Here is a 24,966-nt window from a genome sequence, read left to right on the forward strand (position 1 = left end):
ATACTAGACGGAATGAATTCTATCTAGTATCCCCCACCCTTCAGTCTGTCTTCAATCTTGGCTTCCCAGGATCGCATTCCGGCTTATTTATTGAGGCCGCTTCGGCGACTTTGGATAAATAATAGCACTCTTCCCTGAACATATGGTCAGCCATTAGCGGAGCAAAGCTGCCCAGTGCCTGTTCAGTCAACTCGAGTTCCTTTAATTCATCAAGAAACTTCATGAAGAGTTGAATTTCCACTGAGACCTCTTGATTCATCCTTTGCAGAGCTGGGAATGAACTTAAATTCGTTCGCAGATAACCCGTCATCTCGACTGCTTTCAAGTAAAAGTCCTCAAAATGCTTCATGTATTTCTCACTTTTTGCTTTCAAACGTTTTTCAACCTGATCAAGATTGCTTTGGATGGCACCGGCATGACCTGCAGCGTCTAGCAGCCAGACCGTATGATGATGCAATTCGTGGAATACCGGCGGTACCTCTCCTCTTTTTAGATACTCAAGAACTCTGATATATTCCTCAACCTCATTTACCATATGGTTTACAAAGGTTGGGCCGAAATGGATTTTGATATTGCCAGTCAGCATTTTTTCTATCAGATCCAGCTTAAATTGCCGGATTTTCTTTGCTTCTTCATCTGCTCTCATGCTCAAATGAATGAGATCTGTTGTTTCGACCCTTTGCAGCAGTCTGTCAAAGGTATTTATAAAGTACTTCGCCGTTTCTATTTCCTCCTGCTCTACAGGTACAAGCGACTCGTGCAGGAATCTCCCATGGTCACCAAGAACCTGAAGCCAAAAACGGTGTTCATACAAGGCAGCAGCTTTGAAATCCCTTTCCATCCTCTTTCCCTCCTCACAATTCACTTCATAAAAGCTTATAGGCTAAGGGGTGGAAATATTCATATGCAGAACAAAAAGCGCAAGCGACTCGAGCTGCTCAAATCTAACGCTTCTCGCAAGATACTCTAAGGAGCACTCTCTGGGATGAAAACTGGCTAGGCGCTGGAGCTGGATTAAGAATACTACATGTAGTTATCCACAACTAAATAATTTTGTAATTTACTAAGAAACACAAAAAGCCTGCAGACTTTAAGCCTGCAGGCCTTCGGTTTTATTTTGTAACTGGTTTCTTCAATATTCCAAGCACGATTGCTGTGACAACTGAACCGATGAGTATTGCGGCCAGATATAACAGCCACCCTCCCTCGACAAGCGGTACTACGAACAGTCCGCCATGAGGTGCTCTCAGGCCAATGTTGAACATCATAGTCAATCCGCCTGCAACAGCTGACCCAGCCATTACGGACGGGATAACACGGAGTGGGTCGGCGGCTGCAAATGGAATTGCACCTTCAGTGATGAAAGAAAGTCCCATGATGTAATTTGCCTTCCCTGCATCCTGGTCTTCCTTGGAAAACTTATTTTTAAAGAAAGTAGTCGCCAATGCGATGCCAAGCGGAGGAACCATACCAGCTGCCATGATCGCAGCCATTGGCTCATAAACACCGTTTGCAAGCAAGCCTGTTCCGAAAACGTAAGCTGCTTTATTAACTGGACCGCCCATGTCGAATGCCATCATTAAACCGAGGACGATACCAAGCACAACAGCATTGCCTGTTCCTAATCCCGAAAGCCAATCAGTGATTGCCTGATTCAGGGCACCGACTGGTTTGTTTACTAAAAACAGCATAATGAATCCTGTTGAAGCAATACCGAACAACGGATATAAGAGAATGGTCTTAATTCCCTCAAGTGATGCAGGAAGTCCAGCGAACAATTTCTTCAATCCTAACACTAGATAGCCAGCGAGGAATCCGGCAACCAAACCTCCAAGGAAACCGCCGCCTCCAGTTGCTGCGAGCAAACCGCCCACCATACCGGGTGCAAAACCTGGTCTGTCAGCAATACTTAGTGCAATAAAGCCGGCAAGGATAGGCACTAGTAAACCAAAGGCACCGGCGCCTCCGCCAATGTCCATCAATGCCTTGGCAATTGGGTGATAGGAAGGATCATCTGGATTAAACGCGTTATAGCCGAACATGAATGAAATTGCGATTAAAATACCGCCTCCGACTACGAAAGGGAGCATATTTGATACGCCATTCATTAAATGCTTATAGATTCCGCCGCGGCTTTCCTTCTTTTCTGCCGCTGCATTGCCTGATGCCTTATATAGTGGAGCGTCCTTTTTGACAGCTTTTTCAATCAAGTCCTTTGGTTTGCGGATTCCGTCCGCAACAGGAACATCAATTAGAGGCTTGCCAGCAAAGCGATCCATATCCACCTTTGTGTCAGCTGCAATGATGACTGCTTCAGCGTTTTCAATGTCTTCTTTCGTAAGGACATTTTTCGCCCCGCCCGAGCCATTCGTTTCAACCTTGATATCTACGCCCATTTCGGCTGCTTTCGCTTTTAAGGAATCTGCGGCCATATAAGTATGGGCAATTCCCGTAGGGCAAGCAGTAACTGCAACGATGAACTTTTTATTACTCCTCTCGACCTGCTCTTCGCTTTCATCCTTGTCATAGCTGTTAATGATTCCAATGACATCTTCAGCATTCTTTGCTCCTAGAAGCTTTTCACGTGCATCAGCTTTCATCAAAATGGAAGAAAGTCGCGCGAGCGCTTCCAGGTGGGTGTTGTTTGCCCCTTCTGGTGCTGCAATCATAAAGAACAGATGTGCAGGCTGTCCGTCCAATGATTCATAATCAATTCCAGCCTCAGATCTTCCGAATACAATTGCCGCTTCCTTTACGACTGAAGTTTTTGCGTGTGGAATGGCGATTCCATCCCCTACGCCTGTGGTGCTCTGTTGTTCTCGTTTTAGGATTGCTTCTTTAAATGTATTACGGTCTGTGATTTTCCCCGCCCGCTCAAGCATTCCTACAAGCTCATTTACTGCCTCCTGCTTTGATGCAGCACTCATTGATAATAGAATCGTCTCTTTTGTCAGCAGTTCTGTGATTCTCATGTTTTCTCCCCCTTACTAGCTGTTTAGTATTTTTACTTCATGAAGAAGTCTTTCAACTTTTTCAGGTGTACATAATCCGATTGAAAACGCAGTTGCGCTTCCGGAGGCAACACTATAGCGGAATGCTTCCTTACGGTCACCCGTTTTTAGATACTGAGCCAGGAAACCAGCCACCATTGAGTCGCCAGCACCCACTGAGCTTTTGACCTCACCTTGAGGAACATCAGCTTTATAGGCTTTGTTTTCATTGATATAGACGGCACCTTTCTCAGCCAATGAAACGATGACATTTTTAGCACCAGCTTCAACAAGTTTTTTCCCATAAAAAATCGCTTCATCTGCTTCGGTAATTTCCTTATTGAAGAACTGCCCTAATTCATGATGATTCGGCTTGATCAGAAACGGCCCGTGGACCAGGATGTTTTTCAGCAAATCACCTTCTGCATCCACAATCACTTCTGCTCCTGTATCCTTGCAGATTTGCACGATCTCTTCATAAATGGAATCAGGCATACTGGAGGGAATGCTTCCAGCGAGGACCAGGTAATCGCCCTTACCAAGCTGCTTAATTTGTTCTTTCAATGAACTTATTGCTTTTCCCGAAATCTCAGGGCCGCGGGCATTTATTTCCGTCTCTGATCCGGCCTTAAGCTTAATATTGATCCGAGTGTCACCCTCTACATTGACAAAGCTTGTTTGCACATCTTCACTGTTTAGAAACTCCTCGACATACCTGCCGGTGAAGCCTCCAATAAAACCTGTAGCCTTGCTATCAACTCCAAGGGAGCGGAGTACCCTCGAAACATTGATGCCTTTACCGCCAGGAAGTTTTGTTTCATTCGAACTTCTATTCAAACTGCCTAAATGAATTTCATCTGCTTCAACAATGTAATCGACAGATGGATTAAGAGTCAGAGTGTATATCATGATGTCACGACCTTTATTGAAGTTTTACTCGTATATTGTCCTTTATGATCCTCATCAATTGTATTTGTGATGATCGCAGCCTCATGCAAATCGGCAATTTTTGCGAAGGTAATCTCAGAAAACTTTGTGTCATCAGCAAGGACGAATGTCTCTCGTGACAATGTCATCGCTTTTTGCTTAATTAGCGCTTCTTCCTGGTCTGGGGTTGTATACCCAGAGTGAGGATGTATTCCATTAACGCCGAGGAAGCATTTATCGAAGCGGTACTGTTCAAGGCTAGCCAGAGCTCCTCTTCCGATGATCGCATTCGTTTTTGGCTTGGCATATCCGCCGATCACATACGTTTCTATATTTCTTTCAAGCAGCTGCGGTAAGTGCATGAGACCGTTAGTAACCACGACAATATCTTTAACCGGAAGGAAACTGACCATTTCCAAAATAGTCGAACCGGCATCAAGGTAAATGCTGTCACCTTCTTCCACAAGACTTGCAGCATATTGAGCGATTTGTCTCTTTTCCTGAAGGTATTTGGTGGATTTTTCAATCATGCTTGGCTCCTGGAGTTTGCCCCTTAACCTGGCTGCTCCGCCATGCACTCTTTTCAGGAACTTCCCTTCCTCAAGAATGGTCAGGTCCCTGCGGATTGTCGACTCCGAAGCCTCAGTCAGATCAACTAATTCCTGTATCTTCACTATTGGTTTTTCTTTGATTATTTGTAAGATGAGCTGGTGGCGCTCAGGTGTTAACATGAGCCATTCCTCCTATTTGCTTCGTATTATCATCATAATGTAATCGATTTCAGAAATCAATCATTTTCTTTCAAAAACAATCACTTTTGAGCAAATATGAAATTAATTTGAACGTTTTTGATTGTTATCAGAAAATAAAAAAAACCTCCCGAATGGAGGTTTTCTACTAGTATGACTAAAATAATAAAGCCTTGATACCCTGGTAGCCGAAATAAACACCAAAACCAAGCAATGAGAGTCCTGACATTATTGAGATGGCCCTCAAGCTGCCATAATTCAAGAACCTTCTGAAACCTGTTGTAATAGCTGCCACAAAAATATCCCATAATGCCAGTCCGAGAAAAATCATACTGCTATAAATCAGCAAGTCTGTCCGTCCATAGTTGCTGGCTGTTTTTGCAAGCACAGAACCATAGATGCCCAGCCAAAAAAGAATGGATAATGGGCTGCTGATCGACATGATAAATCCAGTAAGGAAACATTTGAGCATCGATTCTTTACCCCTGCTGAAAGCGAGATCAATGGTATTGGCCTTTATAATACATTCTATTCCCGAGTAAATCAGGACGAACCCGCCAAACAACCAAAGAAATATTTGAATAATAGGCATGTCCAAAAAATTCACAAGACCCAAATAGATTAACAGCATAAAAATGGCGTCGGCAATCATTGAGCCTGTCCCTACAATCCAGGCATGCCAGAAACCATTTTTGATCCCCTTATCCAGCCTGGCTGAATTTACCGGACCGATTGGTGCAGCCAGCGTTAACCCAAGGAATATGTAACTGATTAGTAAACTGACATTCAAGGCTTCGTCCCCCAACATACAAAAACTTTGTACATTGTATGTTGGAAAATTCAATCCTACTACTACCTGTCCAATATTTTCAAAATGCAATATGCTCCTATGTTTAAACTGCTTGATCCTTACTGCACAGCACGAAAATTTTTAGATTGTAATCTATAGTTTTTGTGCTATAATTCTATGTAAATACGCGGGTGTGGCGGAATCGGCAGACGCGCTAGATTCAGGTTCTAGTGGTGGCAACACCGTGGAGGTTCAAGTCCTCTCATCCGCATACAGAAAAGGTGCCTATACATTGGGCACTTTTTTTGTGCAAAAAAACAGCCTGGATATCCATCCAGACTGTCTTGACCACCATATTATCCAATTAAATTCTGACTGTGGTTGTTGACCACTTCAAGAACCTTAGTCTCCTGCTCCATATCACTTTGACAAATTGGGCATGCGGGGACATTGCTGCTTTTAAAGTTGTCGCGAACCCAGCAATTGCAATCATCAGAAGTACATACCCATATTTTCGTTTCAGCTGTTACGATCTCTTCAGGCGGTTTTCTTCCAAATGCCATTTCCTCACGCTCCTATAGTTTGATTATGGTCCTTTTCCATTTTGCATGTTTTCAATGTTTCAGTTACTTCTGGATCATTCGAAAATCAGCAAAACACCCAAAAAGACCTTATCATCGTTCGATTGATAAAAAAATTCATTTGTTATAAAAAGCCGGCAAATGAAACTTTTTATAATAAATGAATGATCCGAAAGTTGATATCTATTCCATTTTACCACACTTTCTTATTTTTACCAAAAGTGACACACCAGCAGTTGCCTGCGCAACAGTTACTAGTATATTCTTTTCATTTTAAATTTATTAAGACTGCCATAAAAAAAATTTGTGTTTCTGCAAAAACAGGTTGTACGCCTCCATAAATTTGAATAGAAATAGTACAAGCAAATTACGATTGACTATTGGAGGTATTTTAAAGTGAATGTCTTCTTGGGTTATATTTTCCTTGGATTATCTCTGGCCGCCCCTATTGGCCCTGTTAATGCAGCACAGATGGACAAAGGGATCAAGAGCGGTTTTTTTCAGGCATGGCTTCTTGGCCTGGGCGCACTTACAGCTGATATCATTTATATGCTGACTGTCTATCTTGGTGTAGTTAAATACCTCGAGACTCCATTCATGCAATCCTTTCTCTGGCTGTTCGGATTCTTTGTCTTGATGTATACAGGTATCGAGACAATTATCGGCTCTGGCAAAATTGTCATGAATAATCGAAGTGAAGAATCGGGTTTTAAATCATTCTTATCCGGATTTATCATGTCTATTTCCAACCCGCTGACCATTTTATTTTGGCTGGGTATTTACGGATCAGTCCTTGCCAAGACTGCTTCCTCGTACGGTACTGGCGAACTAGTAATTTACAGCTTTGGGATTATACTCGGCCTTATTCTCTGGGATGTCGTTATGGCCGCAATCTCCAGCAGCTTCCGAAAGCTGCTTACCACAAGGTTGCTTACGGTCATTTCACTATTATCCGGGATTTCGCTTATTGGCTTTGCCCTATTTTTCGGATATCAAGCATTGAAGCTATTCCTTTGAAAAATAGTGCTTCTATTAATTCTGAAAAGCTGTCACAATAACGGATTCTTGACAGCTTTGACTTCGTTTCTTGAAAAGCTGTCACAATAACCGCTGTTTCTTGACAGCTTTGACCGTGTTTCCTGAAAAGCTGTCACAATAACACTAGATTCTTGACAGCTTTGACCGTGTTTCTTAAAAAGCTGTCACAATAACGGCGGATTCTTGACAGCTTTGGCCGTGTTTCAGAAAAGCTGTCACAATAATAACGGATTCTTGACAGCTTTGACCGTGTTTCTTGAAAAGCTGTCACAATAAAGATATCTCTCCGGTCTCTGCCCCAGTACATGCAACGGGGCTAATAAACCCATGTTTTGTTCCAGATTGTGATTCCCACGTAATACTATGTTTTCATTAAGTTTGAAAGCTGCTTTTTATTCGGCAAATCTTCCCCTTGCTTCGAATTCCTTGATTGTTTTTGATGTTTTCGATATATAATAGAGGTGACAAAATTAAAAGGATGAGCATTCATGAATATTACAGGACATACTGTCGAGCTTCTTGAAGATCCATTTGGGCTTCTGTCAGGAAGCAGATATGAATATTTCCTAAATATCGAGGTAGACGAAGAGGACGAGCTCTATACTGAAAAAGGCTTGCTGTTAAAGGTGCTATTTTTGGTGGACGGGGAAGATAGACGGATTATGCAAAGCTATTTCATTGAACAGGAAACAGAAAAGGTTCTGGATTTTGAACTTGAGGAAGATGAAGAGGTACAAGTGAAAAAGTATTGTGAGGAAAACTTGCCTGCTGAGGATGAAAACGAAGAGGAAACAAATTAAAAAAGAGCAGAATCTGCTCTTTTTTAATTTACTTATACTTCTACTGCTTTTCCTTCCTCAACGATGTGATAAAGGAGATGGGCAAGATGCTGAACAGGTCCAAGCTCCCCCTCTTCTTCGTTAAGTTCTTCAGTAAATTCCAGATCATTCAGGTATAATGCTGAAAACTCATAGAAATCCTTCAGTTCGAAGCCGTAGCAATTCGATGGCTCTTCCTTCTGCTCCTCATATTGAAGCATTAAATAATACTCCTTGCCATTTATATCTTCCGCATCAAAAAAGACAAAGAAACCAATATTCGTATCCAGGTCAAACAAGTGTCGTGTTCCGCCCTCAGTAGCCTGCTCATAATCTTCACTGCTTAATTTCTGGACTTTCATCGTTTCGACCTGGTCTTCTGCGTGAAATTTCACTTCAAAGGTTTTCATTGTTGAATACACTCCTGTCTATTTTTCACAAATTGATTAGATTCTTTTTAAAAGAAAATATGCTCTGCGTTAATTCTTTCTCCGACAGTCAGGATACCATAAGAGAATTGCTGCTGTCTCCTTTTGTCAGTCGGTGAACCTGGATTAAAGACCGTTACACCATCGATTTCCTTCAGGACGGGAATATGGGAATGGCCATAGATTATACAATCCACCTCGTCTGCTGTAAATGTTTCAACTGCCCTTTTTTCAGTTGTTTTACCAGTGCCGTGGCCATGGACTATACCAATACGAAAATTGCCTGCCTGGAGGATCTCTTTTGTTTTTAGCAGACTCTTAAGTTCCTGGCCATCCACATTACCGGTCACGCCGATAACCGGGCCAAACTGATTAAGCTCATTATATAGCTCCACGGTCTGCCAATCGCCAGCATGAATAATATAATCGCAATCTTGCAGGTCAATGAGAAGCTTCTCAGGCAGCTGCTTTGCTTTTTTAGGCATATGAGTGTCAGAAATGACCACTATTTTCATGGCTGGACACACACTCCCTTCGCCTGCTAGTCCCTTTTATGTTACCCTGGTGAGAATGGATTAACCTTTCTCAGGATCTTTATATTTAGTGACATTAAAATAATCCTTCGTATCATTATAACTGTTGAACTCGATATCGAGGTCATGAAAATATCGGTGAAGCTGAAGTAAGATTTTCTTATCTCTAGTTCCTTCTTCAACAGTTCTTGAATAATTGGATATCGTATCAAAATCAGCCTGGAGCGCAGTATTGTCTGTTTCGACAGTTGCCAAAACTGAGATGATTTCAGAAGCGATCTCTCTTTGCTCCTCCCAATCAACCGTATCTATCCTGTCCCAACCGAGGGTATCATTATATTTAGTGTGAAATTCACGAATAAAGCCGCCAACTGTTGAGTAGTCTTCATGCTTTGAATCTTCATGAAATAACGCGACAGTCTGGCCTCCGTTTTTAAGGCTGGTTCCATCCCTGGCATCTTGATGACTCCTATTCTCCCACATTGTATAGCCAGCATATAACCCAAAAGCCAGCAAGAACAGACTTGCAGGTAGAACCATAGGTTTCCATTTGTTCTTACTCTTCTTCTCCATCTGCCTGCCCCCTGTTAAAAACTCTTCATTTTTACTCCGCAACTGAACCTATGATTAATATTATTTGACACCCATCCCGAAAAACCTTTTTATGTTCTTCCATTTACGTCCCAGCAATAAATTAACAATGAGGAGGAATGATTATGTACTTGAACTTTGGAAAGGTGCGCCCTTACTTAACAACAAGAAGCCTTAACCCTGAGAATCAGGAAACTCCGATTCACTTTATTTCTTTTCTTCAGCCGGTTGCTGAGCCTCTATTTTACCGCCGTAATCATTTTCCTTATCCGATTTTAACACCAGAGTCATTCACGCTGACAATTTCCGGCTCAGTTGATCACACTTTACAATTCCATTACTCTGAATTTTTGAAGCTGCCATCTAAATCAAACAGGGTGCTCATTGAATGTTCAGGAAATAAAAGGGCCAGCTTCAAAGAAAAAGTCTTTGGTGAGCAGTGGGAAGATGGCGCAATGGGTGAGGGAATTTGGAAGGGAGTTCCTTTGAAAACCTTGCTTGAGTACGCCGGAATTAAAAAAGGTGTATCTGATGTCGTTTTTAGAGGAAGAGACGCAGGCATCAAGAACATTAAGTATATCCACTTTGAAAGAAGTTTGCCAATTGCGAAGGCCCTTAATCCTGAAGTAATGATTGCATATGAGTACAACGGGAAACCGATCCCCCATAAACACGGTTTTCCCTTCCGGCTGATTGTTCCAGGGTGGTACGGGATGGCTTCCGTTAAATGGCTTAATGAAATCATTCTGATTAAAGACAAATTTACAGGGCCTTTTCAGAGTGATGATTATGTTTATTATTATAAAAATGGTACTTCTGAGCCAGTCACCACAAACAGAGTAAATTCAACAATTCAGCAGCCGCTTGATAAACAGTTAGTTAAAAAAGGAACTTACGAAATTAGAGGGATTGCCTGGACAGGGTCAGGGGTTATCTCAAAAGTGGAAATAAGCTTTGATAATGGAGCTAATTGGGAGCCAGCCAGGCTGGATACCCACCCTGTAGAAAATCGAACTGTTTCTTGGAGTTACGTGAAGGAATTTAAACACGGAAATGTATATCATATATCAGTCAGGGCATCTGATAGCGAAGGTAACACGCAGCCTTCAGAAGCTGTCTGGAACGAGAAAGGCTATGGTTACAATGCAGTTATGCAAATTAATGTAAAGGCAGAATGAAGAAACCCAGGTGCAGTGTACCTTTGCACCTGGGTTTATATTAATTCAACTCATTCTGCTGAATATAAAAAATGATCAATTGATCCAATAATTGATTCAATTCGGTAAACTTAAAGCCAAACCCAGAAGCAAGTGAAGTGTCAATCGACCACGAGCCAGGCAATGCATACGGGGAGACCGTGCCGTTTTCGGCGCTATCCTCCACGATCGCTTCTTTATTGGCCCTCAAAGCAATTTTATCAACCAATTCTTTCAAACTAATATCTCCTGCAGACCCAGGATTGATTGGCCCCTCAAAACTTGACCTCCCGATATCCAACAAAAAATCGGCTGCTTCATCTGCGTGGATGAAGCTATAGCGCAAATCAGGTTTCGGTATACCTAATGGTTGTCCTGAAAGTATTTTATCTACATGGAACTTCAGGCGTTCAGTGTAATCGTCTTCTGAAACGACAATCGGAAAACGGACGGAAACGACCTCAAAATATCCAATCTGATGAAATACCGCTTCTGAGGCTCTTTTCGCCTCTCTATAGCCTTCATACCCTGGGTATTCTTTGCGGCTTTTGTATTCTATCGGATATGTATATGCATTAAAATTACTCTCTGCATGAAGCGTGCCAAACTCATATACCGCTTGGGTGGAGGTGAAAATATAGCGGTCCGCTTTCCCCTTTAATGCCTCTGCTGTATCCCTTGCCTCCATTGGCGAAAAACAAGATTGGTCATACACCAGATCCCACTTTTTGCCCTCGAATGCTGCTGTCATCGTCTCTTTATTTTCCCGATCAATCACCATCCGATTTACTTTTTCACCAAAAGGATCACTTTTCGTTCCCCTGGTGGCAATAGTTACCTCATCACCATGATCAATCAGCTTTTGCACCAGCTTTTTTCCAAAATACTGGGTTCCTCCAAGCACAAGAATTTTTCTCATCGAAAATCCCCCTTTTCTATAACTTTATTCTTCCTAAGCTCCAGAATCTCCTTTAAAAATAATCCAAACAAAAACCGGCCACATTATGATGGCCGGCTGTGTAATCTGTGCTTGTTTCTTTAAGCTTGTTTCTTTTCCTTAGCCTTTGGTTTAGCAGCTGTTTTCTTCTTCTTTGCTGACGCTGGAGCTGGCGCTGGCGCTGGCTCTTTCTTTTTCTCAGGCTTGGTACGGTCGATAGAAGCCTGAAGTGCGGCCATAAGATCTGTGACATTGGAGACCGGCTCTTTTTCGGTAGGAGTGACCAGTTCTTTGCCAGTCCTTTTTGCTTCGATTAACTCCAGTAAAGCGGTACGATAATCATCTTTATATTTTTCTGGTTCAAACTCGGTTGTCAGCTGATCAATGAGCATGATGGCAGTGTCCAGTTCCTTTTCCGTCACTTTATCTTCTTCTGGTACATTCGGCACGTCTACTGCGTTTCTGACTTCATCCGGGAAATGAATGGTCTCCATGACGAGCGTATTGTTATAAACGCGCACCACTGCAAGCTGCTCCTTTGCCCGAATAATTATTTTGGCAATTCCCACCTTCTGCGATTCTTCAAGAGCTTTCCTGAGTAAAGAATAGGCCTTACCGCCGCCTTCGTTCGGAGACATGAAATAGCTGCGTTGAAAATAAATCGGATCAATTTCCGTAATTTTTACAAAGTCGATTATTTCCACGGCTTTATCTTCATTTTCTTTCCTTAACGATTCAAGATCCTCATCTTCAAGGACGACAAACTTACCTTTTGTGTATTCATAAGCCTTAACGATGTCTTCATTTTTCACTTCCACATCGCACACTGGGCAAGTTTTCTCATATTTTATTGGCGAGTGGCACTCTTTATGAAGAGTTCTCAGCTTGATGTCCCGATCCTCAGTCGCTGCATGAAGCTTGACCGGGATATTGACGAGCCCGAAGCTGATACTCCCTTTCCAGATTGTATGCATAACGTTCTCCACCTTATCGTTTTAATACTAATTTGCTTAATAATTGGTTTATCATGCGTTAAAACATTTCCCAGTGTACTAGGATGCAGCCAAACAGGAACAATATAAATAGTCACTGGTGTGAAAGGATGGGGAAAATGCTTAAACCAATGCTCCCTACACTGGCATTTGAAGCGCCACAGGGGGAAGAATGGCGTTATGAGATTAAATTTGATGGCTTCCGTGCGTTATTGACATGGGATTCTGAAATTGAACTGACAAGCCGCAATGGTAAACCGCTGCTCCCTTTGTTCCCAGAATTAGAAAACTTCCTTACTGCCAACAAGGAAAAGTTCCAGCCATTTTTGCCTCTGACATTGGACGCTGAGCTGGTTTATTTGGAGAATCCCTACAAAGCCAATTTCGGGGCGATTCAAATCAGAGGAAGAATGAGGTCAAAGGATAAAATTAAATCTGAAGCTGACAGGAATCCATGCAGGCTTATGGTTTTCGACCTTTTGAAGGTAAAAGGAAAAAATATAGCCTCTGAAAGCTACAAAGGCAGGAGGACAAAGCTTCATTCCCTGTTTTCCGAGCTGGATCTGCCACTCTCTCCCAACCACCAAAACCCCGACTTAGTCCAGCTTATCCCGAGTGAAAGGGATTTGAAGAGCTTATGGGAAAAAGTCGTCATTTACGATGGGGAAGGTATCATTGCCAAACAACAGAATAGCAAATGGGAGGAAGGAAAACGGACGGAAGCGTGGATTAAATCGAAAAACTGGAAGTATGTTTCCTGCTTTGTCACGGCTTATGAAAAGTCCAACGGATACTTTTATATCTCAGTTTACAAGGATTCAAAAATACATCAAATTGGGCTGGTAATCTTCGGGTTTAAGCCCGAAGAAAAAAATGCCCTTCATCAAATCATCAAGCAAAATAAAAGTAGTGAAGATGCTCAATTTATTTATGTGGAACCAGGAATCTGTCTTGATGTAAAGTATCTGGAAATATATGAGGATCAGCTTCGCGAGCCTCATTTTCATCAATTCCGTTTCGATTTAAGTCCTGATACCTGTACTTATGAAAAGTTTGTTTTCCAACAAAAGAACCTGCCTCCGGATATTGAAATCACGCACCCCGATAAACCGATTTGGGAAGAACCGCCAATCCAAAAGGTGGATTACATCCATTATTTAAGGGAGATTTCTCCTTATATGCTTCCATTCCTGGAGGACCGGCTGTTAACTGTTATCCGCTATCCTCACGGCATGTTTGGCGAAGCCTTTTACCAAAAAAACGTTCCAGATTACGCACCGGATTTTGTCCAGACCGCAAAATCGGAAGGGATCGAATATATTGTCTGCAATAATATGAAAACGTTGCTTTGGCTCGGGAATCAAATTGCCATTGAGTTTCATATCCCCTTCCAGAAAATCAACAGCAAGGGACCGGATGAAATAGTCTTTGACCTGGACCCGCCATCGAGGGAAGATTTCCATTTAGCGATTAAGGCTGCTGTTTATATCAAAGAGGTGCTGGATGAATTAAAATTGATCAGCTTTATCAAGACTTCTGGGAATAAAGGACTCCAGGTGTACATCCCGCTCCCGGATAACCATTATAGCTACGATGATACAAGATTGTTTACCTCCTTTATCGCGAACTACCTTGTATCAAAGGAACCGGAATCATTTACAATTGAAAGACTGAAGAAAAACAGGGGCAGCCGATTATATGTGGATTACATCCAGCATGCTGAAGGCAAAACGATTGTCAGTCCCTATTCCGCTCGCGGAAAATCACATGCAGGTGTGGCCACTCCGTTATTTTGGGAAGAAGTGAATGAGAATCTAAGAATTGAGGATTTCCATTTAGGAACGATCATCCAGCGCGTGCAAAAGTCAGGCTGTCCGTTCAGGACTTATTTTGCAGCTAAAGCAGAACAGAATTTCAATCCAGTTCTGGAGGTTCTGAAGTCAAAAAAATCCTGAGGAACTTCCTCAGGATTTTCTATGTTTAATACTGGCTTAAATAATTTTTAGCATGCTCCTGCAATTTACCGTACAGGATATCTTCGTTAAAATCTTCCTGTTCGAGGATTTCCTCAAGTAATCCCTCTTTTGAAAAATCAACCTCAATTTGAGCAGAGTATACAAATGTAGCATTGCCGATCAAGTCGATGGTATAAGAATCTTCTTCTTTATGAACAGCGCATTGTACCATACCGCCATTATTGTAGACATTGATTGGCTGGCCAAGTTCATTCTCCCCCAACAGGCATGTGACAAGTGTGGAGGCTGACATCGCTGTTCCACAAGCATTCGTATAGCCAACGCCTCGTTCATAGGTCCTGACAAAGATACTCCCCTTTTCAAGGAGCCTGATGAAACTGACATTGACGCCGTCAGGAAAAAGATCATTTGGATTGTTGACCTTTTCGCTTAATTCTGTCTGGAGATTGGATTCCAATTGCTCTTTGCTGACTACAGCCGTCAGGTGAGGATTTGGCACCGCTAGAGCTGTAAACGTCAATTCCTCAGATAACTGCGGAATCTTCTCCTGAATCAGTTTTTCCTGATCGAGCACTAAAGGCAAATCGTTCAGTTCAAAAGTTACCGGTGATATTTCCACCTGGTATGTTGGGATATCACTGAAAATCTCCTCATGCTTCTTCACCTTGAGGTTGGCTTTCATCGTTTCAATCACAGCTTCATCCACACCAAGCTTCTCGCAGACATATCGTCCTGCACAGCGAAGACCATTGCCGCACATTGATGCTTCTGTACCGTCAGAATTAAAGATACGATACTGAGCGTCTGCAACCTTGCTGGGACGGATGAACAGAATACCGTCCGCACCCAGTGACGATTCCCTGTCACAAAGCGCCAGCGCAAGGTCACGCCTTTTAAAATCATCAAACTTATAATTACGTTCGGTTTCATCTATCAATAAAAAATCATTATTTGATCCATGACATTTAATCAAATCAATCAACATACTTACGCCCCCAAAAACCTTCGTTATATTACAAGATGCCATAAAATGTGGAATTGTTCAATATTGAAGCAATAAGGTTATATTTTTTATTTACCAGTTCTTCTTCTTTTACCATTTTTGTCTTCCTGAGCGATTTTCCGGCAATGCAAGGCTCCTGCTTTTACCGTTTTTCCTTTTCTGAACGATTTTCGGGCAATGAAGGGCTTCTTCTTTTACCGTTTTTCTCTTCTTGGGTGATTTTCGGGCAATGAAGTGCTTCTTCTTTTACCGTTTTTCCCTTCTTGGGTGATTTTCGGTCAATGAAGTGCTTCTGCTTTTACCGTTTTCCCCTTTCAGAACGATTTTCGGGCAATGAAGTACTCCTGCTTTTACCGTTCTTGCCTTCTTGGGCGGTTTTCGAGCAATGAAGTGCTCCTGCTTTTACCGTTTTTCCCTTTCAAAACACTATTCGGGCAATGCAAGTCAAGTACCTCAGTTGTTGTCTACACCTTATCAAACATAAAAAGAACCAGCTGGGGATGCTGGTTCTCCTGGTATTAAGATGCCATCTTTCTACATTCTTCTGCACATTTAAAGCAGGCTTCAGCACATTTTTGACAATGATCATGGTCATGCTTTTTGCATTCATTGCCGCATGCTTCACAAATTTCCGCACACAGCCCGCAAATCTGGTTTACAAAGTGGCTGTTTGTCTGCATTGCCGTTACTGCCATGCCGCAGATTTCAGCACATTCCCTGTCCATTCTGATACACTCTGCCATCATTTTTACATTTTCTTCTTTTAAACAGGAATCAAAACAAACATTACAGGCTTCAATACATTCTATACATGCCTGGATACAATCCTGATATTGTTGATTTACCATGTTCCAGCCTCCTTCTAGTTTCTATCTATTTGTTAACCTTTTTGCTTCCAAGATAAACGAAACTTTCGGAAATGGAACAATTTTCAAACTAATGGTCGTAATACATATAGAGACTGGCAAGAGCAGCAAACACAGCCAGCCGCTCTGCCTGTCCCATCTCATAGTCAAATGTTAATACTGGGATATTGGCTTCTTTAAAAAACCTGCTCCACTCCAATGGCATCCAGCCTTTTTGCAGCCTGGCTGTTGTATTGCCGTCTTCTTGAATAAATTTAAAATCACTGGTCAAACCAGGGGATTTTTCTATTTTCAACTTTCCTCTACCAAACACAGCTGAACCAATAGCCATTTTGGCGTTCTTCTTTGGAAAAAACATACCCATTACATCATCTTGTGCATTAAGCAATTTATAACTATACCGCTCCTGTTTCAGCTTTCCTTGAAGATTTCCTTTGCAGTCATAGATTCCAATTTCTTTCATTATTCTCTTATCTGCAAAATAAGGGATAAACCAACGGTACCTTCTAATAGTAGTTTCTCTTAATTCTCCGGCCATCATTCCGTCGGGAGTAAAAAAGAGCAGCCTTACTGCAGGGGCAGGGGCAAAGGCAATGAGAAGGTGGTTTTGCTCAAATAATTGTTTATCATCGTACCGGTGGAATGCTTCCTCGCTCTCCTCTGATTTGTTTTTATATAAAATAAAGCGGTTGTAGTGGAGGAAAACTAAAATCAAGAACGGTACTGCTACCAGGAACAGAGGTAAATTCCAGGAAAACAGCAGACTTGCCGCCAACATCATCGTTAGAAGACCCGCTGATATAATAGAACCGTTTAAGCTGATATAGGCTGTCTGCTGATAATATTGCCGTATACTCATATCTATTATCTCCTCGAAGAAAATCTATTTCGTCACTCTAAGTCTATTAATTAAAGAGCCCAATCATTCTACCTTTTTTCAACAAGAGCTGTTTTCGCATTGATTGTTGCTTTGTTTATATGTCCTTTCATCACCATTCCAATAGGTATCGGGGCTCTTTTCGAGGTTAGATTGCAGGAGAAACTCGTAAAAGCCCAGTTGCCGTTTTTTACTTTTGGATGAGTATGCAATAACATTCAAGACAAGTAAAAAAACCGGACAGGAATACTCCCATCCGGTTTTGCATCAGATTATTTCAATTTCAGTGCATTTACTGCATTGATCAGACCATGGCCAGTTTGCTCGTCATATCCCGGTTTGAATAGGTCTTCAGCAGAATTTTGGATGATTGCCTTGACTTGAGCTGGAGTAAGCTTATCCTTACCGTGCTTCGCGATTACTACACCTGCAAGAGCAGCAGTTTTCGGTGCTGCCATTGAAGTACCGCCTTTACCGCCGTAACCATGTCCAATGACATTTTTATTAGCATCTAACACAGGTACTGTGCTCCACGCAAGATAGCTATTATCTCTGCCAGTTCCAGTGGAAGGATCATAGTTTGGACCAAGGTCGCCGCCCGGTGCCATTACGTCAATTTTACCTACGCCATAGTTAGAGTAGAATGCAAGATTCTTCAAAGCGCCGCCAGCAGAAACCCTGATCATTGTCTGGCTGCTCGGGCTTCTGTGTGTTGCACCTGTGTCATCACCTGACAATTTTCCAGGACTGCTAAGGTCCACAGCGTTGTTTCCGGCAGAACCAACAACTGTTACACCTTTCTGGATGGCGTACTGGATCGCGCGATTGAATAATTGAACATCCGCAACAATGTCTTTTGTTGCATATGCAGGATCCTGGAACCAGTCGTACCCACCGAGAGACATGTTTACTACGTCAACATTATCATCTGCAGCTGTCATTAGGGCCTCGGCTATATGAGAAGTTGCTGCTCCTCCAGTTGGACCGAATACTCTGTATGATGCTACCTTAAGATCTGGTCCCACACCAAGAGCTTCACCTTTAGCGGCAATTGATCCGGCAACGTGTGTACCATGGCTATTTTGATCGATTGGATCACTATAGCCAGGAACGAATGACTTTCCGCCTGCGTAATTATCCTTCAAATCAGGGTGATTATAGTCAATTCCAGTATCAATGACACCGACAACAATATCTTCACCATCTACAGACAACCCAGTTCCTCCTGGAAGCTTCCAGGACTCACCATCATTAGTTACCTGCTTAATATCCCACATGTATTGATTATAAAAATCAGCACCCTCAGTCAAGTCTTCCACTTCTACTGTCTCTCCTTCAATCGTTTGTTCAGGATAAACAGTATTCTCTACACCAGCTTCCAAGACGAGAGATGACTTCTTTACTTCATTCAAGAAGTTTCCATTTTTAGAGGTAACCTCTACGGCGCCAAGCTTGTCCAATTTATCTTCCACTTGGCCTCCGGCTTTTTTGATTGCATCCGCATAACCTGCTGGAAGGCCCTGCTGATCTTTAAAGATGACCAGGTATGTATTTTCTGTATTTGTTTCTGCTTCCCCTTTTGTTACACCTGCATTAAAAATGGTAGCCGCTCCCAAAAGGACAGCGAGTGTTCCTGCATATAGTTTTTTTCTTGTCGACATATTACCCCTCCTTTTTCTTAATTTTCATTATATTTAAAAATCAAACTTTAGCAATATAATGAATTCGACACATAAATCCAGTATATATCCAGAAAATTAGGTATAATTTATTATTCGTAAGCCTGCCTTTGAAATAATATCCTGTTGAAATATGTTAAAAGAATCATTTTAGCAACATAGTTATCTAAACATTTCGACAAAGTTTTTAGTAAAAACAGTTCTTCCTTCCTAGCAAAAAAATAAGATCTGGTCATTGACCAGATCTCAATCTGCAAGTTCTTTTCTTTTAAAAATATATATTGCCAATACTACAAATAAAATTGTCATTGATAAAGTAACACCTGTCGCTGGCCATACATGCTCAGGCCACTTTTCGGTAATCAACCTCTCAGAAACATAGGTAAGGAGCTGTGTCGGACTCCATTCAAGCAGGTGCTGGAAAGAGCCACCGATTATCGTAATAATAAAGACTGTAACAAGGGCAGCCATACCAGCTGCTACTGGCTGCATGAATACAGCACTGCAAAGGATTACGAAGGACAATACAAGTACGAGCCATAATGCATATAGCCCGAACGATTCCATGAAAGAGCCAAATGGAATAAACTCAAATAGAACGCCAGTATAATACCAGCTTGCCAGCATACCCATGAACAATGATAGGAGGATCAATATAAGTGCCGCTGCCCATTTTGAAGTAATATAAGAGAAATAGGAAACTGGTTTTACGAGAATCAGCTGTGCGACACCGCTCTTTCTCTCACCTGCAATTGTTCCCATCGTGGAAAGGACGATTACCAGTATCCCAATCAACTGATATTCTCCCAAGCTCATGATAAATACCTCCTGAGCGGAAGGTTCGGGCATTTCAAATACTGCCCCTTCCGGTAGACCGCCTACCGAATTAAGAATTTCAGGCAAGTAATAGGTGGTTAGCGGGTCCATCACCCCAAGCAAAATAAAAGTGATTGGCATCCAGATCCATTTGTAGTTCCTTGCCATCTCAAGGAATTCTTTGTTTAGTAAAGTGAACCACTGCTTCATTTTTGCACCACCTTCATGAACACATCTTCCAGACTGATAGAACCAATTTCATATTTCGTGAGAGGCCAGTTCTCTCTGGCTGCCTGGCTCAGTATAACCGCTTTGACTCCATCAAGATCTTCAGTGTAAATACTCGCTTTATTAACTTCAATTTGGATGGAATCAATCTGTGGATGTTCTGAAAGATGTTTTAAAAAGCTAGAGGCATCCTGGCTGAAAACAAGATCGATTTTTGACTGGTGATATTTCTCCCTGAATTCGTCCATTGTTCCAGATTCAATAATTTGACCATTGTGGAGGAACAGTATGCTTTCACACACTTCTTCCGCATCATTAAGAATATGGGTGGAAAATAATACAGTCGCCTCCTTCTTTAGCTTCTCCAGCAGTTCAAGGACCTCTCTTCTTCCGAATGGATCCAGTGCGGAAACTGGCTCATCCAGCATAATAAGCTTCGGCCTGTGAATGATTGCCTGAGCAATCCCCAGCCGCTGCTTCATACCACCAGAAAACTTGCCGATCCTCCTGTTTTTTGCATCCGCAATGCCCACAAGCTCGAGAAGTTCAGCGGACCGTTCCTTCGATTCCTTTGAACTTAACCCTGATAGCTTCCCAACATACTCGAGGAACTCTTTCGCCGTCATCCAGTCATGGAATACAGGATGTTGCGGAAGATAGCCAATCAATCTTCGATGGTCGCCACCCTGCTTTTCTCCTACAAAAGAAATCACCCCTTTGCTTGGCTCAAGAAGCCCGGAGAGCATTTTAAGAGTGGTCGTTTTCCCTGCACCATTTGCTCCGATTAACGCTACACATTTCCCATTTTCGAGCTCGAAATTCAAGCCCTTGATCACCCGCAAGTCTTTAAAACTCTTTTCCAACTTTTCAACTCGGACTAAGGGCATTATTGATTTCTCCTTCCAATCATGAAATAAAGGATAGGCCCAATGATATTAACCACTAATATGACAATAGCCCAAACCCATTTAGGCCCATTTGTTTTTTCTATCTTTATAAGATCAACCAGTGCAACAATCAATAAAATTACCTGAATGATGATTATAGGTGCAAGTAAAGTCCAATTTAAATCAGCGAATAATTCCATTTTGATAACCCCCTCATTTGTTTTACACCTATAAGACGGCTGAAGGGTAAAATCGTTCAAAAATTTTCGGGGAAATTTTTAATTAAACTTTCGGAAACCGAGATCTAATATCTAGCATAAAAAAAATATCCGGCAAATAACTGCCGGACATTTTTTTAAAAAAAGCCTTTTTAAAGAATCCTGAAAATGAATGGAATTCGATATTCCTGTCCTTCATATGCTTTTATCGCACCTACTATGGTGAATACCATGGCTAAAATCCCGATGACCCATAACATGAAGATCCCAATCAACAGGATGACAAGAATTCCGCTGACGATGCCATAAATAGTATAGGAAATAAAGAAGTTCATATATTCCCTTCCATGGTAATCAATATAGCTGGAATCATCCTTTTTAATCAGCCAGATAATCAGCGGCCCAAGAAATGCAGTAAAAAAGCTAATAACATAAATGCCTGCTGCAATAAGTCTTTCATCATTTTTCGGCATTGTCTTACTCCCTCCAATACTCTTATAGTTAAATTTACGGAGAAGGTGTAAAAAAGTTTCATTATTTGCGCACTTTTTCTTTATAATGAAAATTAATGGGTACTTTACAAACCCTTGCTACAAGCCATTGTGTAAAAAAATAAATTCGGGACAGGATGGAAAATGAACAGGATACTACTTAAGAATGCGAATATAATGCCAATCACCTCTGAGCCAAGCTCTAATTGTGATGTTCTTATAGAGGATGGAATAATAAGCAAAATCGATACTGATATTGCGATCGAGCCTGGTGATAAGCTTATTGAATGCGATAATAATTTTTTGCTGCCAGGCTTTATCGATGTCCACACCCATCTCGGCCTCTATGATGAAGGTACAGGCTGGGCCGGAAATGATGCCAACGAAACGATTGAACCGATGAGTCCCCATGTTCGGGCGATTGACGGTGTTTACCCGCTCGACCCTGCATTTGGCGATGCCCTTAAATATGGTATTACCACTGCACATGTTATGCCAGGAAGTGCGAATGTAATCGGCGGAACGACATCTGTTATTAAAACGGCTGGAAAAAACATTAAGAATATGATCATCCAGGAAACAGCAGGACTTAAAATTGCCCTAGGTGAGAATCCAAAACGAATCCATAGTATGGGGAATAAAGATTCCATCACACGTATGGGAATCATGGGGATGCTTAGGGAAGCTTTTTACGACGCGATGAATGCTGATAATCCTGATTCCTTGAGGATTAAGCCGATCATTAAAGCATTGAACAGGGAAATACCTGTCAGGATCCATGCCCATCGAGCAGATGATATCATGTCTGCAATCAGGTTTGCGGATGAATTCAATCTGGATTTGCGAATCGAGCATTGTACGGAAGGCCACTTGATTGCAGAAGAGCTGGCAGGCCTTAATTTGAAGGTTTCGGTAGGGCCAACGCTCACCCGCCGCTCTAAAGTGGAACTTAAGAATAAGAGCTGGAAAACCTATCAGGAATTGACAAACCATGGTGTGGAAGTATCTGTCACGACTGATCACCCTTACACCCCGATCCAGTACTTAAATCTTTGTGCGTCTATTGCGGTAAGGGAAGGTTTATCTGAACAAAAAGCACTCGAGGGAATTACAATTTTGCCAGCAAGGAACCTGCGGGTCGATGACCGTGTCGGCAGTATCGAGCCTGGGAAAGATGCTGATCTGGTCCTTTGGAATCAACATCCATTCCACTTCAGCGCAAAGCCAATATGGACAATGGTCAATGGCAAGATTGTTTATCAAAATTAGTCGAAATTCGGTGTAGATTCTTGCCAAAAAAACACAGAAAAAAAGGGCGAAAAAACTATTTTCTTTTTTGAAAATATCCTGTATTATACTCTTTGGAAATAAAATTTCATAAAGCAAAGTGATTAGGGAAGGCAAATGGTGCGCCACCAGTATCCTGGTTCTAGTGGGTTCGATTCCCACCCCGAAATTTTTTAGCAACTTACAAAAAATTTCGAGGGTGGCCGTGTAGTTACATTCGCACGGGATAGGACTGCCCTGCGTGGAGGGATACAAAATGCTCAAGAAACGCGATCTGCATGATTGCCATGAATTATTTGAGCTGATGGCGCATCCGGAGGTCTTCCCTTTTGTGCGCCAGAAGGCACATTCATATGAAGAATTCGTATTTGTCACGAAGCAGACAATTGAAGCCGAAGAGCAAGGAGAACTGATTTCCCGTACCATCCTTGATGAGTGGGGAGATCCAATCGGCACGATCAACCTTTTTGATATCCAGGAAGGAGCCGGATTCTTAGGCACATGGCTCGGGAAACCTTTTCATGGCAAAGGGTACAATACATTGGCAAAGGATGCTTTCTTCCAGGAATTATTTTATGAACTAGGGATCGAAACGATCTTTATGCGCATCAGGAAAGTGAATATCCGTTCGATTAAAGCCGCAGAGAAATTGCCTTATGTGGTAAAAGCGAACGAAACGCGCAAGCACATTTATGATCAGCTGAATGCTAATGGCGAGATTTATGATTTGTATGAAATCCCAAAAGACCAATATACTCTGTACCTGAAAAGGTCTGGTATCCAGGAAGATGGAGCTGCCCAATTGCTGGAGGCATAATTTAATACCATATAGAAACGCCCTGAAAAATGAACAGGGCGTTTTCTAATTCAGCAGATCCTGCCCTGTTGCTTCTTCCCGTTCCGATAAGGAAGCTTCAGACAGGAATAATTCAAGCTCGGCATCTGTCAATGTTTCATACCGTCCATCCTCAAAGAACACCTGCGTCTGATTTGGGTTGATCCTATTCATATTAAACCCTATTCCCATTTTAACCACCCCCGCTTAATTAAACTAAATACTGAAAATAATTAGATAATTCGATTCAAAAAGATTGCTAATTGCTAGTAGTTTTCCCAACCTGTTTCATGTTATTCAATTAGGTTTTTTCATTAACGTTCAGCATATTACCAGCCTGTTTCAAAAGAAAAATAAAAAAAACGCCATTTGGCGTTTTTGGGGCCCATTCTATAGGTTTTCACGAAAAGCTTTTCCAAGCACATCTTTTCCACCTGTAATAGGGATGATACTGCCGGTTATGAAACTTGAATCATCATTCGCAAGGAAGCTTATAACTCTTGATATATCTCCCCCGGTACCCGGTCTGCCTACCGGTACTGAAGGGTCCTTTGAATCTAAAGATTCGCTGATCGCTCTTTCTTTCCACTCACCTGTTATGTCACCAGGACAGACCATATTGGCTGTGATCCCGTTTTCCGCTTCTTCCATCGCAAGTGTCTTTGTCAAAGAAGCCAATCCTGACTTTGCTGCCGCAAAAGCAGATCTGTAAATCCACCCTGGAGCCGACTCGACTCTGTCGAAACCAACAGTAATAATTCTTCCCCACTTCCGTTCCCTCATAGATGGTATGAGCAAATTAGATAAATAGAAAACCGCATTTAGATTGCCATTGATCAAGTACGTCCATTCATCGATCTGATAGTCAGCCATCTTTTTCCTCTCCGAAATGTATGGTCCGGCATTATGAACGACTATATCAATCGCAGTGAATTCCTTCAGGGCCTGCGAAACAATCTGCTTACAGTTATCATAGTTTGTGATATCCCCCTGAACACAAATATTTTTTGTGTTGAACCGATTCGATAATTCTTCAGCAAGCTGTTCAGCCTCTGTTTTACTGTTACGATAATTAATGATTATGTTTATTCCTTCAGCAGCAAGCTGAAGTGCTGTTCGCCTTCCTAAACCGGTGGCACCTCCGGTAATCAAAGCAGTTTTATTTTCCACAACGGTACCCCTCATCTTCCTAGATTACTTATCCCTATACTAAAAAGAAGCCAGCTGTTTTGC

Annotated in this window: 27 protein-coding genes and 1 tRNA gene; 7 read left to right on the forward strand and 21 right to left on the reverse strand. The window is 41.9% G+C overall.

Annotation, left to right across the window (positions count from 1 at the left end):
* Nucleotides 1-40: 40 nt before the first annotated feature.
* The 5 genes from FOF60_RS15050 to FOF60_RS15070 all read right to left on the reverse strand — a co-directional run bounded on the left by FOF60_RS15050 (nt 41) and on the right by FOF60_RS15070 (nt 5,456).
* Nucleotides 41-841, reverse strand: a complete 801-nt coding sequence (locus tag FOF60_RS15050) for a DUF2935 domain-containing protein (RefSeq protein WP_192470548.1) — start codon at nt 839-841, stop codon at nt 41-43.
* Nucleotides 842-1,112: 271 nt separating this feature from the next.
* Nucleotides 1,113-2,972 (reverse strand): PTS fructose transporter subunit IIABC, encoded by a 1,860-nt coding sequence (locus FOF60_RS15055; protein WP_192470547.1) that lies wholly within the window; start codon nt 2,970-2,972, stop codon nt 1,113-1,115.
* A gap of 15 nt (nt 2,973-2,987) precedes the next feature.
* Entirely contained in the window at nt 2,988-3,899 is a 912-nt protein-coding gene (pfkB, locus tag FOF60_RS15060; protein ID WP_192470546.1) for a 1-phosphofructokinase, read from the reverse strand.
* Complete coding sequence (locus FOF60_RS15065) at nt 3,896-4,648, reverse strand: DeoR/GlpR family DNA-binding transcription regulator (protein ID WP_192470545.1); 753 nt, start codon at nt 4,646-4,648, stop codon at nt 3,896-3,898. The genes pfkB and FOF60_RS15065 overlap by 4 nt, the downstream gene beginning before the upstream one ends.
* Nucleotides 4,649-4,823: 175 nt before the next feature.
* Nucleotides 4,824-5,456, reverse strand: coding sequence for a LysE family transporter (locus FOF60_RS15070; RefSeq protein ID WP_192470544.1), 633 nt, complete (start codon nt 5,454-5,456; stop codon nt 4,824-4,826).
* A gap of 187 nt (nt 5,457-5,643) precedes the next feature.
* Between FOF60_RS15070 and FOF60_RS15075 the strand changes: the two genes are divergently transcribed.
* Nucleotides 5,644-5,727: transfer RNA gene (locus FOF60_RS15075), tRNA-Leu, on the forward strand.
* 85 nt (nt 5,728-5,812) lie between these two features.
* Here the strand turns inward: FOF60_RS15075 and FOF60_RS15080 are convergent.
* Nucleotides 5,813-6,019, reverse strand: coding sequence for a cold-shock protein (locus tag FOF60_RS15080; RefSeq protein ID WP_192470543.1), 207 nt, complete (start codon nt 6,017-6,019; stop codon nt 5,813-5,815).
* Nucleotides 6,020-6,433: 414 nt separating this feature from the next.
* Here FOF60_RS15080 and FOF60_RS15085 point away from each other — a divergent pair, with 414 nt between their 5' ends.
* Together FOF60_RS15085 and FOF60_RS15090 are read left to right on the forward strand one after the other, a co-directional pair.
* The gene (locus FOF60_RS15085; RefSeq protein ID WP_192470542.1) at nt 6,434-7,054 is read left to right on the forward strand and encodes a LysE family transporter; all 621 of its coding nucleotides are present in this window, start codon (nt 6,434-6,436) and stop codon (nt 7,052-7,054) included.
* Nucleotides 7,055-7,563: 509 nt separating this feature from the next.
* Entirely contained in the window at nt 7,564-7,875 is a 312-nt protein-coding gene (locus FOF60_RS15090; protein WP_192470541.1) for a DUF6509 family protein, read from the forward strand.
* A 32-nt stretch (nt 7,876-7,907) separates the two neighbouring features.
* Here the strand turns inward: FOF60_RS15090 and FOF60_RS15095 are convergent, their stop codons facing one another.
* Genes FOF60_RS15095 through FOF60_RS15105 form a run of 3 tightly spaced genes read right to left on the reverse strand, consistent with a single transcriptional unit; the run spans nt 7,908 to nt 9,427 of the window.
* Nucleotides 7,908-8,303, reverse strand: coding sequence for a cytosolic protein (locus tag FOF60_RS15095; RefSeq protein ID WP_192470540.1), 396 nt, complete (start codon nt 8,301-8,303; stop codon nt 7,908-7,910).
* Nucleotides 8,304-8,350: 47 nt separating this feature from the next.
* Nucleotides 8,351-8,836 carry a metallophosphoesterase family protein gene (locus FOF60_RS15100; RefSeq protein ID WP_192470539.1) on the reverse strand — a complete coding sequence of 162 codons (486 nt, stop codon included), beginning with the start codon at nt 8,834-8,836 and terminating at the stop codon, nt 8,351-8,353.
* A 60-nt stretch (nt 8,837-8,896) separates the two neighbouring features.
* A complete protein-coding gene (locus FOF60_RS15105) occupies nt 8,897-9,427 on the reverse strand; it encodes a hypothetical protein (protein ID WP_192470538.1) in 531 nt (176 codons plus the stop codon).
* Between the two features lie 143 nt (nt 9,428-9,570).
* On the opposite strand from FOF60_RS15105, the gene FOF60_RS15110 reads away from it, so the two are divergent.
* Entirely contained in the window at nt 9,571-10,623 is a 1,053-nt protein-coding gene (locus tag FOF60_RS15110; protein ID WP_264647572.1) for a sulfite oxidase, read from the forward strand.
* Nucleotides 10,624-10,663: 40 nt separating this feature from the next.
* On the opposite strand, the gene FOF60_RS15115 is transcribed toward FOF60_RS15110, so the two are convergent.
* Nucleotides 10,664-11,560: an NAD-dependent epimerase/dehydratase family protein gene (locus FOF60_RS15115; RefSeq protein ID WP_192470537.1), complete on the reverse strand. Its 897-nt coding sequence runs from the start codon at nt 11,558-11,560 to the stop codon at nt 10,664-10,666.
* A gap of 119 nt (nt 11,561-11,679) precedes the next feature.
* A complete protein-coding gene (locus tag FOF60_RS15120) occupies nt 11,680-12,552 on the reverse strand; it encodes a non-homologous end joining protein Ku (RefSeq protein ID WP_192470536.1) in 873 nt (290 codons plus the stop codon).
* Between the two features lie 137 nt (nt 12,553-12,689).
* On the opposite strand from FOF60_RS15120, the gene FOF60_RS15125 reads away from it, so the two are divergent.
* Nucleotides 12,690-14,525, forward strand: a complete 1,836-nt coding sequence (locus FOF60_RS15125; RefSeq protein ID WP_192470535.1) for a DNA ligase D — start codon at nt 12,690-12,692, stop codon at nt 14,523-14,525.
* A 25-nt stretch (nt 14,526-14,550) separates the two neighbouring features.
* On the opposite strand, the gene dapF is transcribed toward FOF60_RS15125, so the two are convergent.
* The 8 genes from dapF to FOF60_RS15165 all read right to left on the reverse strand — a co-directional run bounded on the left by dapF (nt 14,551) and on the right by FOF60_RS15165 (nt 21,593).
* Nucleotides 14,551-15,531 (reverse strand): diaminopimelate epimerase, encoded by a 981-nt coding sequence (dapF, locus tag FOF60_RS15130; RefSeq protein ID WP_192470534.1) that lies wholly within the window; start codon nt 15,529-15,531, stop codon nt 14,551-14,553.
* 536 nt (nt 15,532-16,067) lie between these two features.
* A complete protein-coding gene (locus FOF60_RS15135) occupies nt 16,068-16,397 on the reverse strand; it encodes a four-helix bundle copper-binding protein (RefSeq protein WP_192470533.1) in 330 nt (109 codons plus the stop codon).
* An 88-nt stretch (nt 16,398-16,485) separates the two neighbouring features.
* Complete coding sequence (locus tag FOF60_RS15140) at nt 16,486-17,274, reverse strand: hypothetical protein (RefSeq protein WP_192470532.1); 789 nt, start codon at nt 17,272-17,274, stop codon at nt 16,486-16,488.
* Between the two features lie 290 nt (nt 17,275-17,564).
* A complete protein-coding gene (locus FOF60_RS15145) occupies nt 17,565-18,953 on the reverse strand; it encodes a S8 family peptidase (RefSeq protein WP_192470531.1) in 1,389 nt (462 codons plus the stop codon).
* Nucleotides 18,954-19,217: 264 nt separating this feature from the next.
* Nucleotides 19,218-19,997 (reverse strand): ABC transporter permease, encoded by a 780-nt coding sequence (locus FOF60_RS15150; protein WP_192470530.1) that lies wholly within the window; start codon nt 19,995-19,997, stop codon nt 19,218-19,220.
* Nucleotides 19,994-20,902 carry an ABC transporter ATP-binding protein gene (locus FOF60_RS15155; RefSeq protein ID WP_192470529.1) on the reverse strand — a complete coding sequence of 303 codons (909 nt, stop codon included), beginning with the start codon at nt 20,900-20,902 and terminating at the stop codon, nt 19,994-19,996. Before FOF60_RS15155 ends, FOF60_RS15150 begins: the two co-directional genes overlap by 4 nt.
* Entirely contained in the window at nt 20,902-21,102 is a 201-nt protein-coding gene (locus FOF60_RS15160) for a PLD nuclease N-terminal domain-containing protein (protein WP_192470528.1), read from the reverse strand. The genes FOF60_RS15155 and FOF60_RS15160 overlap by 1 nt, the downstream gene beginning before the upstream one ends.
* A gap of 170 nt (nt 21,103-21,272) precedes the next feature.
* Nucleotides 21,273-21,593, reverse strand: coding sequence for a DUF4870 domain-containing protein (locus FOF60_RS15165; protein WP_192470527.1), 321 nt, complete (start codon nt 21,591-21,593; stop codon nt 21,273-21,275).
* Between the two features lie 162 nt (nt 21,594-21,755).
* Here FOF60_RS15165 and FOF60_RS15170 point away from each other — a divergent pair, with 162 nt between their 5' ends.
* The gene (locus FOF60_RS15170) at nt 21,756-22,880 is read left to right on the forward strand and encodes an amidohydrolase (protein WP_192470526.1); all 1,125 of its coding nucleotides are present in this window, start codon (nt 21,756-21,758) and stop codon (nt 22,878-22,880) included.
* Between the two features lie 274 nt (nt 22,881-23,154).
* The gene (locus FOF60_RS15175) at nt 23,155-23,715 is read left to right on the forward strand and encodes a GNAT family N-acetyltransferase (protein WP_192470525.1); all 561 of its coding nucleotides are present in this window, start codon (nt 23,155-23,157) and stop codon (nt 23,713-23,715) included.
* Between the two features lie 45 nt (nt 23,716-23,760).
* Here the strand turns inward: FOF60_RS15175 and FOF60_RS15180 are convergent, their stop codons facing one another.
* Together FOF60_RS15180 and FOF60_RS15185 are read right to left on the reverse strand one after the other, a co-directional pair.
* The gene (locus FOF60_RS15180) at nt 23,761-23,925 is read right to left on the reverse strand and encodes a hypothetical protein (RefSeq protein ID WP_192470590.1); all 165 of its coding nucleotides are present in this window, start codon (nt 23,923-23,925) and stop codon (nt 23,761-23,763) included.
* A gap of 198 nt (nt 23,926-24,123) precedes the next feature.
* Nucleotides 24,124-24,903, reverse strand: a complete 780-nt coding sequence (locus FOF60_RS15185) for an SDR family oxidoreductase (RefSeq protein WP_192470524.1) — start codon at nt 24,901-24,903, stop codon at nt 24,124-24,126.
* Nucleotides 24,904-24,966: the final 63 nt, after the last annotated feature.

This window comes from Mesobacillus jeotgali (genome assembly GCF_014856545.2).
Taxonomy (GTDB): Bacteria; Bacillota; Bacilli; order Bacillales; family Cytobacillaceae; genus Mesobacillus.

Bases quoted from the DNA above. Each gene is read 5' to 3' on its own strand.
- FOF60_RS15105 (WP_192470538.1), bottom strand. From the start codon at position 9,427: ATGGAGAAGAAGAGTAAGAACAAATGGAAACCTATGGTTCTACCTGCA.
- FOF60_RS15110 (WP_264647572.1), top strand. From the start codon at position 9,571: ATGTACTTGAACTTTGGAAAGGTGCGCCCTTACTTAACAACAAGAAGC.
- FOF60_RS15115 (WP_192470537.1), bottom strand. From the start codon at position 11,560: ATGAGAAAAATTCTTGTGCTTGGAGGAACCCAGTATTTTGGAAAAAAG.
- FOF60_RS15145 (WP_192470531.1), bottom strand. From the start codon at position 18,953: ATGTCGACAAGAAAAAAACTATATGCAGGAACACTCGCTGTCCTTTTG.
- FOF60_RS15080 (WP_192470543.1), bottom strand. From the start codon at position 6,019: ATGGCATTTGGAAGAAAACCGCCTGAAGAGATCGTAACAGCTGAAACG.
- FOF60_RS15050 (WP_192470548.1), bottom strand. From the start codon at position 841: ATGGAAAGGGATTTCAAAGCTGCTGCCTTGTATGAACACCGTTTTTGG.
- FOF60_RS15170 (WP_192470526.1), top strand. From the start codon at position 21,756: ATGAACAGGATACTACTTAAGAATGCGAATATAATGCCAATCACCTCT.
- FOF60_RS15150 (WP_192470530.1), bottom strand. From the start codon at position 19,997: ATGAAGCAGTGGTTCACTTTACTAAACAAAGAATTCCTTGAGATGGCA.
- FOF60_RS15090 (WP_192470541.1), top strand. From the start codon at position 7,564: ATGAATATTACAGGACATACTGTCGAGCTTCTTGAAGATCCATTTGGG.
- FOF60_RS15095 (WP_192470540.1), bottom strand. From the start codon at position 8,303: ATGAAAACCTTTGAAGTGAAATTTCACGCAGAAGACCAGGTCGAAACG.
- FOF60_RS15065 (WP_192470545.1), bottom strand. From the start codon at position 4,648: ATGTTAACACCTGAGCGCCACCAGCTCATCTTACAAATAATCAAAGAA.
- pfkB (WP_192470546.1), bottom strand. From the start codon at position 3,899: ATGATATACACTCTGACTCTTAATCCATCTGTCGATTACATTGTTGAA.
- FOF60_RS15155 (WP_192470529.1), bottom strand. From the start codon at position 20,902: ATGCCCTTAGTCCGAGTTGAAAAGTTGGAAAAGAGTTTTAAAGACTTG.
- FOF60_RS15165 (WP_192470527.1), bottom strand. From the start codon at position 21,593: ATGCCGAAAAATGATGAAAGACTTATTGCAGCAGGCATTTATGTTATT.
- FOF60_RS15125 (WP_192470535.1), top strand. From the start codon at position 12,690: ATGCTTAAACCAATGCTCCCTACACTGGCATTTGAAGCGCCACAGGGG.
- FOF60_RS15180 (WP_192470590.1), bottom strand. From the start codon at position 23,925: ATGGGAATAGGGTTTAATATGAATAGGATCAACCCAAATCAGACGCAG.
- FOF60_RS15120 (WP_192470536.1), bottom strand. From the start codon at position 12,552: ATGCATACAATCTGGAAAGGGAGTATCAGCTTCGGGCTCGTCAATATC.
- FOF60_RS15160 (WP_192470528.1), bottom strand. From the start codon at position 21,102: ATGGAATTATTCGCTGATTTAAATTGGACTTTACTTGCACCTATAATC.
- dapF (WP_192470534.1), bottom strand. From the start codon at position 15,531: ATGTTGATTGATTTGATTAAATGTCATGGATCAAATAATGATTTTTTA.
- FOF60_RS15140 (WP_192470532.1), bottom strand. From the start codon at position 17,274: ATGAGTATACGGCAATATTATCAGCAGACAGCCTATATCAGCTTAAAC.
- FOF60_RS15175 (WP_192470525.1), top strand. From the start codon at position 23,155: ATGCTCAAGAAACGCGATCTGCATGATTGCCATGAATTATTTGAGCTG.
- FOF60_RS15055 (WP_192470547.1), bottom strand. From the start codon at position 2,972: ATGAGAATCACAGAACTGCTGACAAAAGAGACGATTCTATTATCAATG.
- FOF60_RS15100 (WP_192470539.1), bottom strand. From the start codon at position 8,836: ATGAAAATAGTGGTCATTTCTGACACTCATATGCCTAAAAAAGCAAAG.
- FOF60_RS15135 (WP_192470533.1), bottom strand. From the start codon at position 16,397: ATGGTAAATCAACAATATCAGGATTGTATCCAGGCATGTATAGAATGT.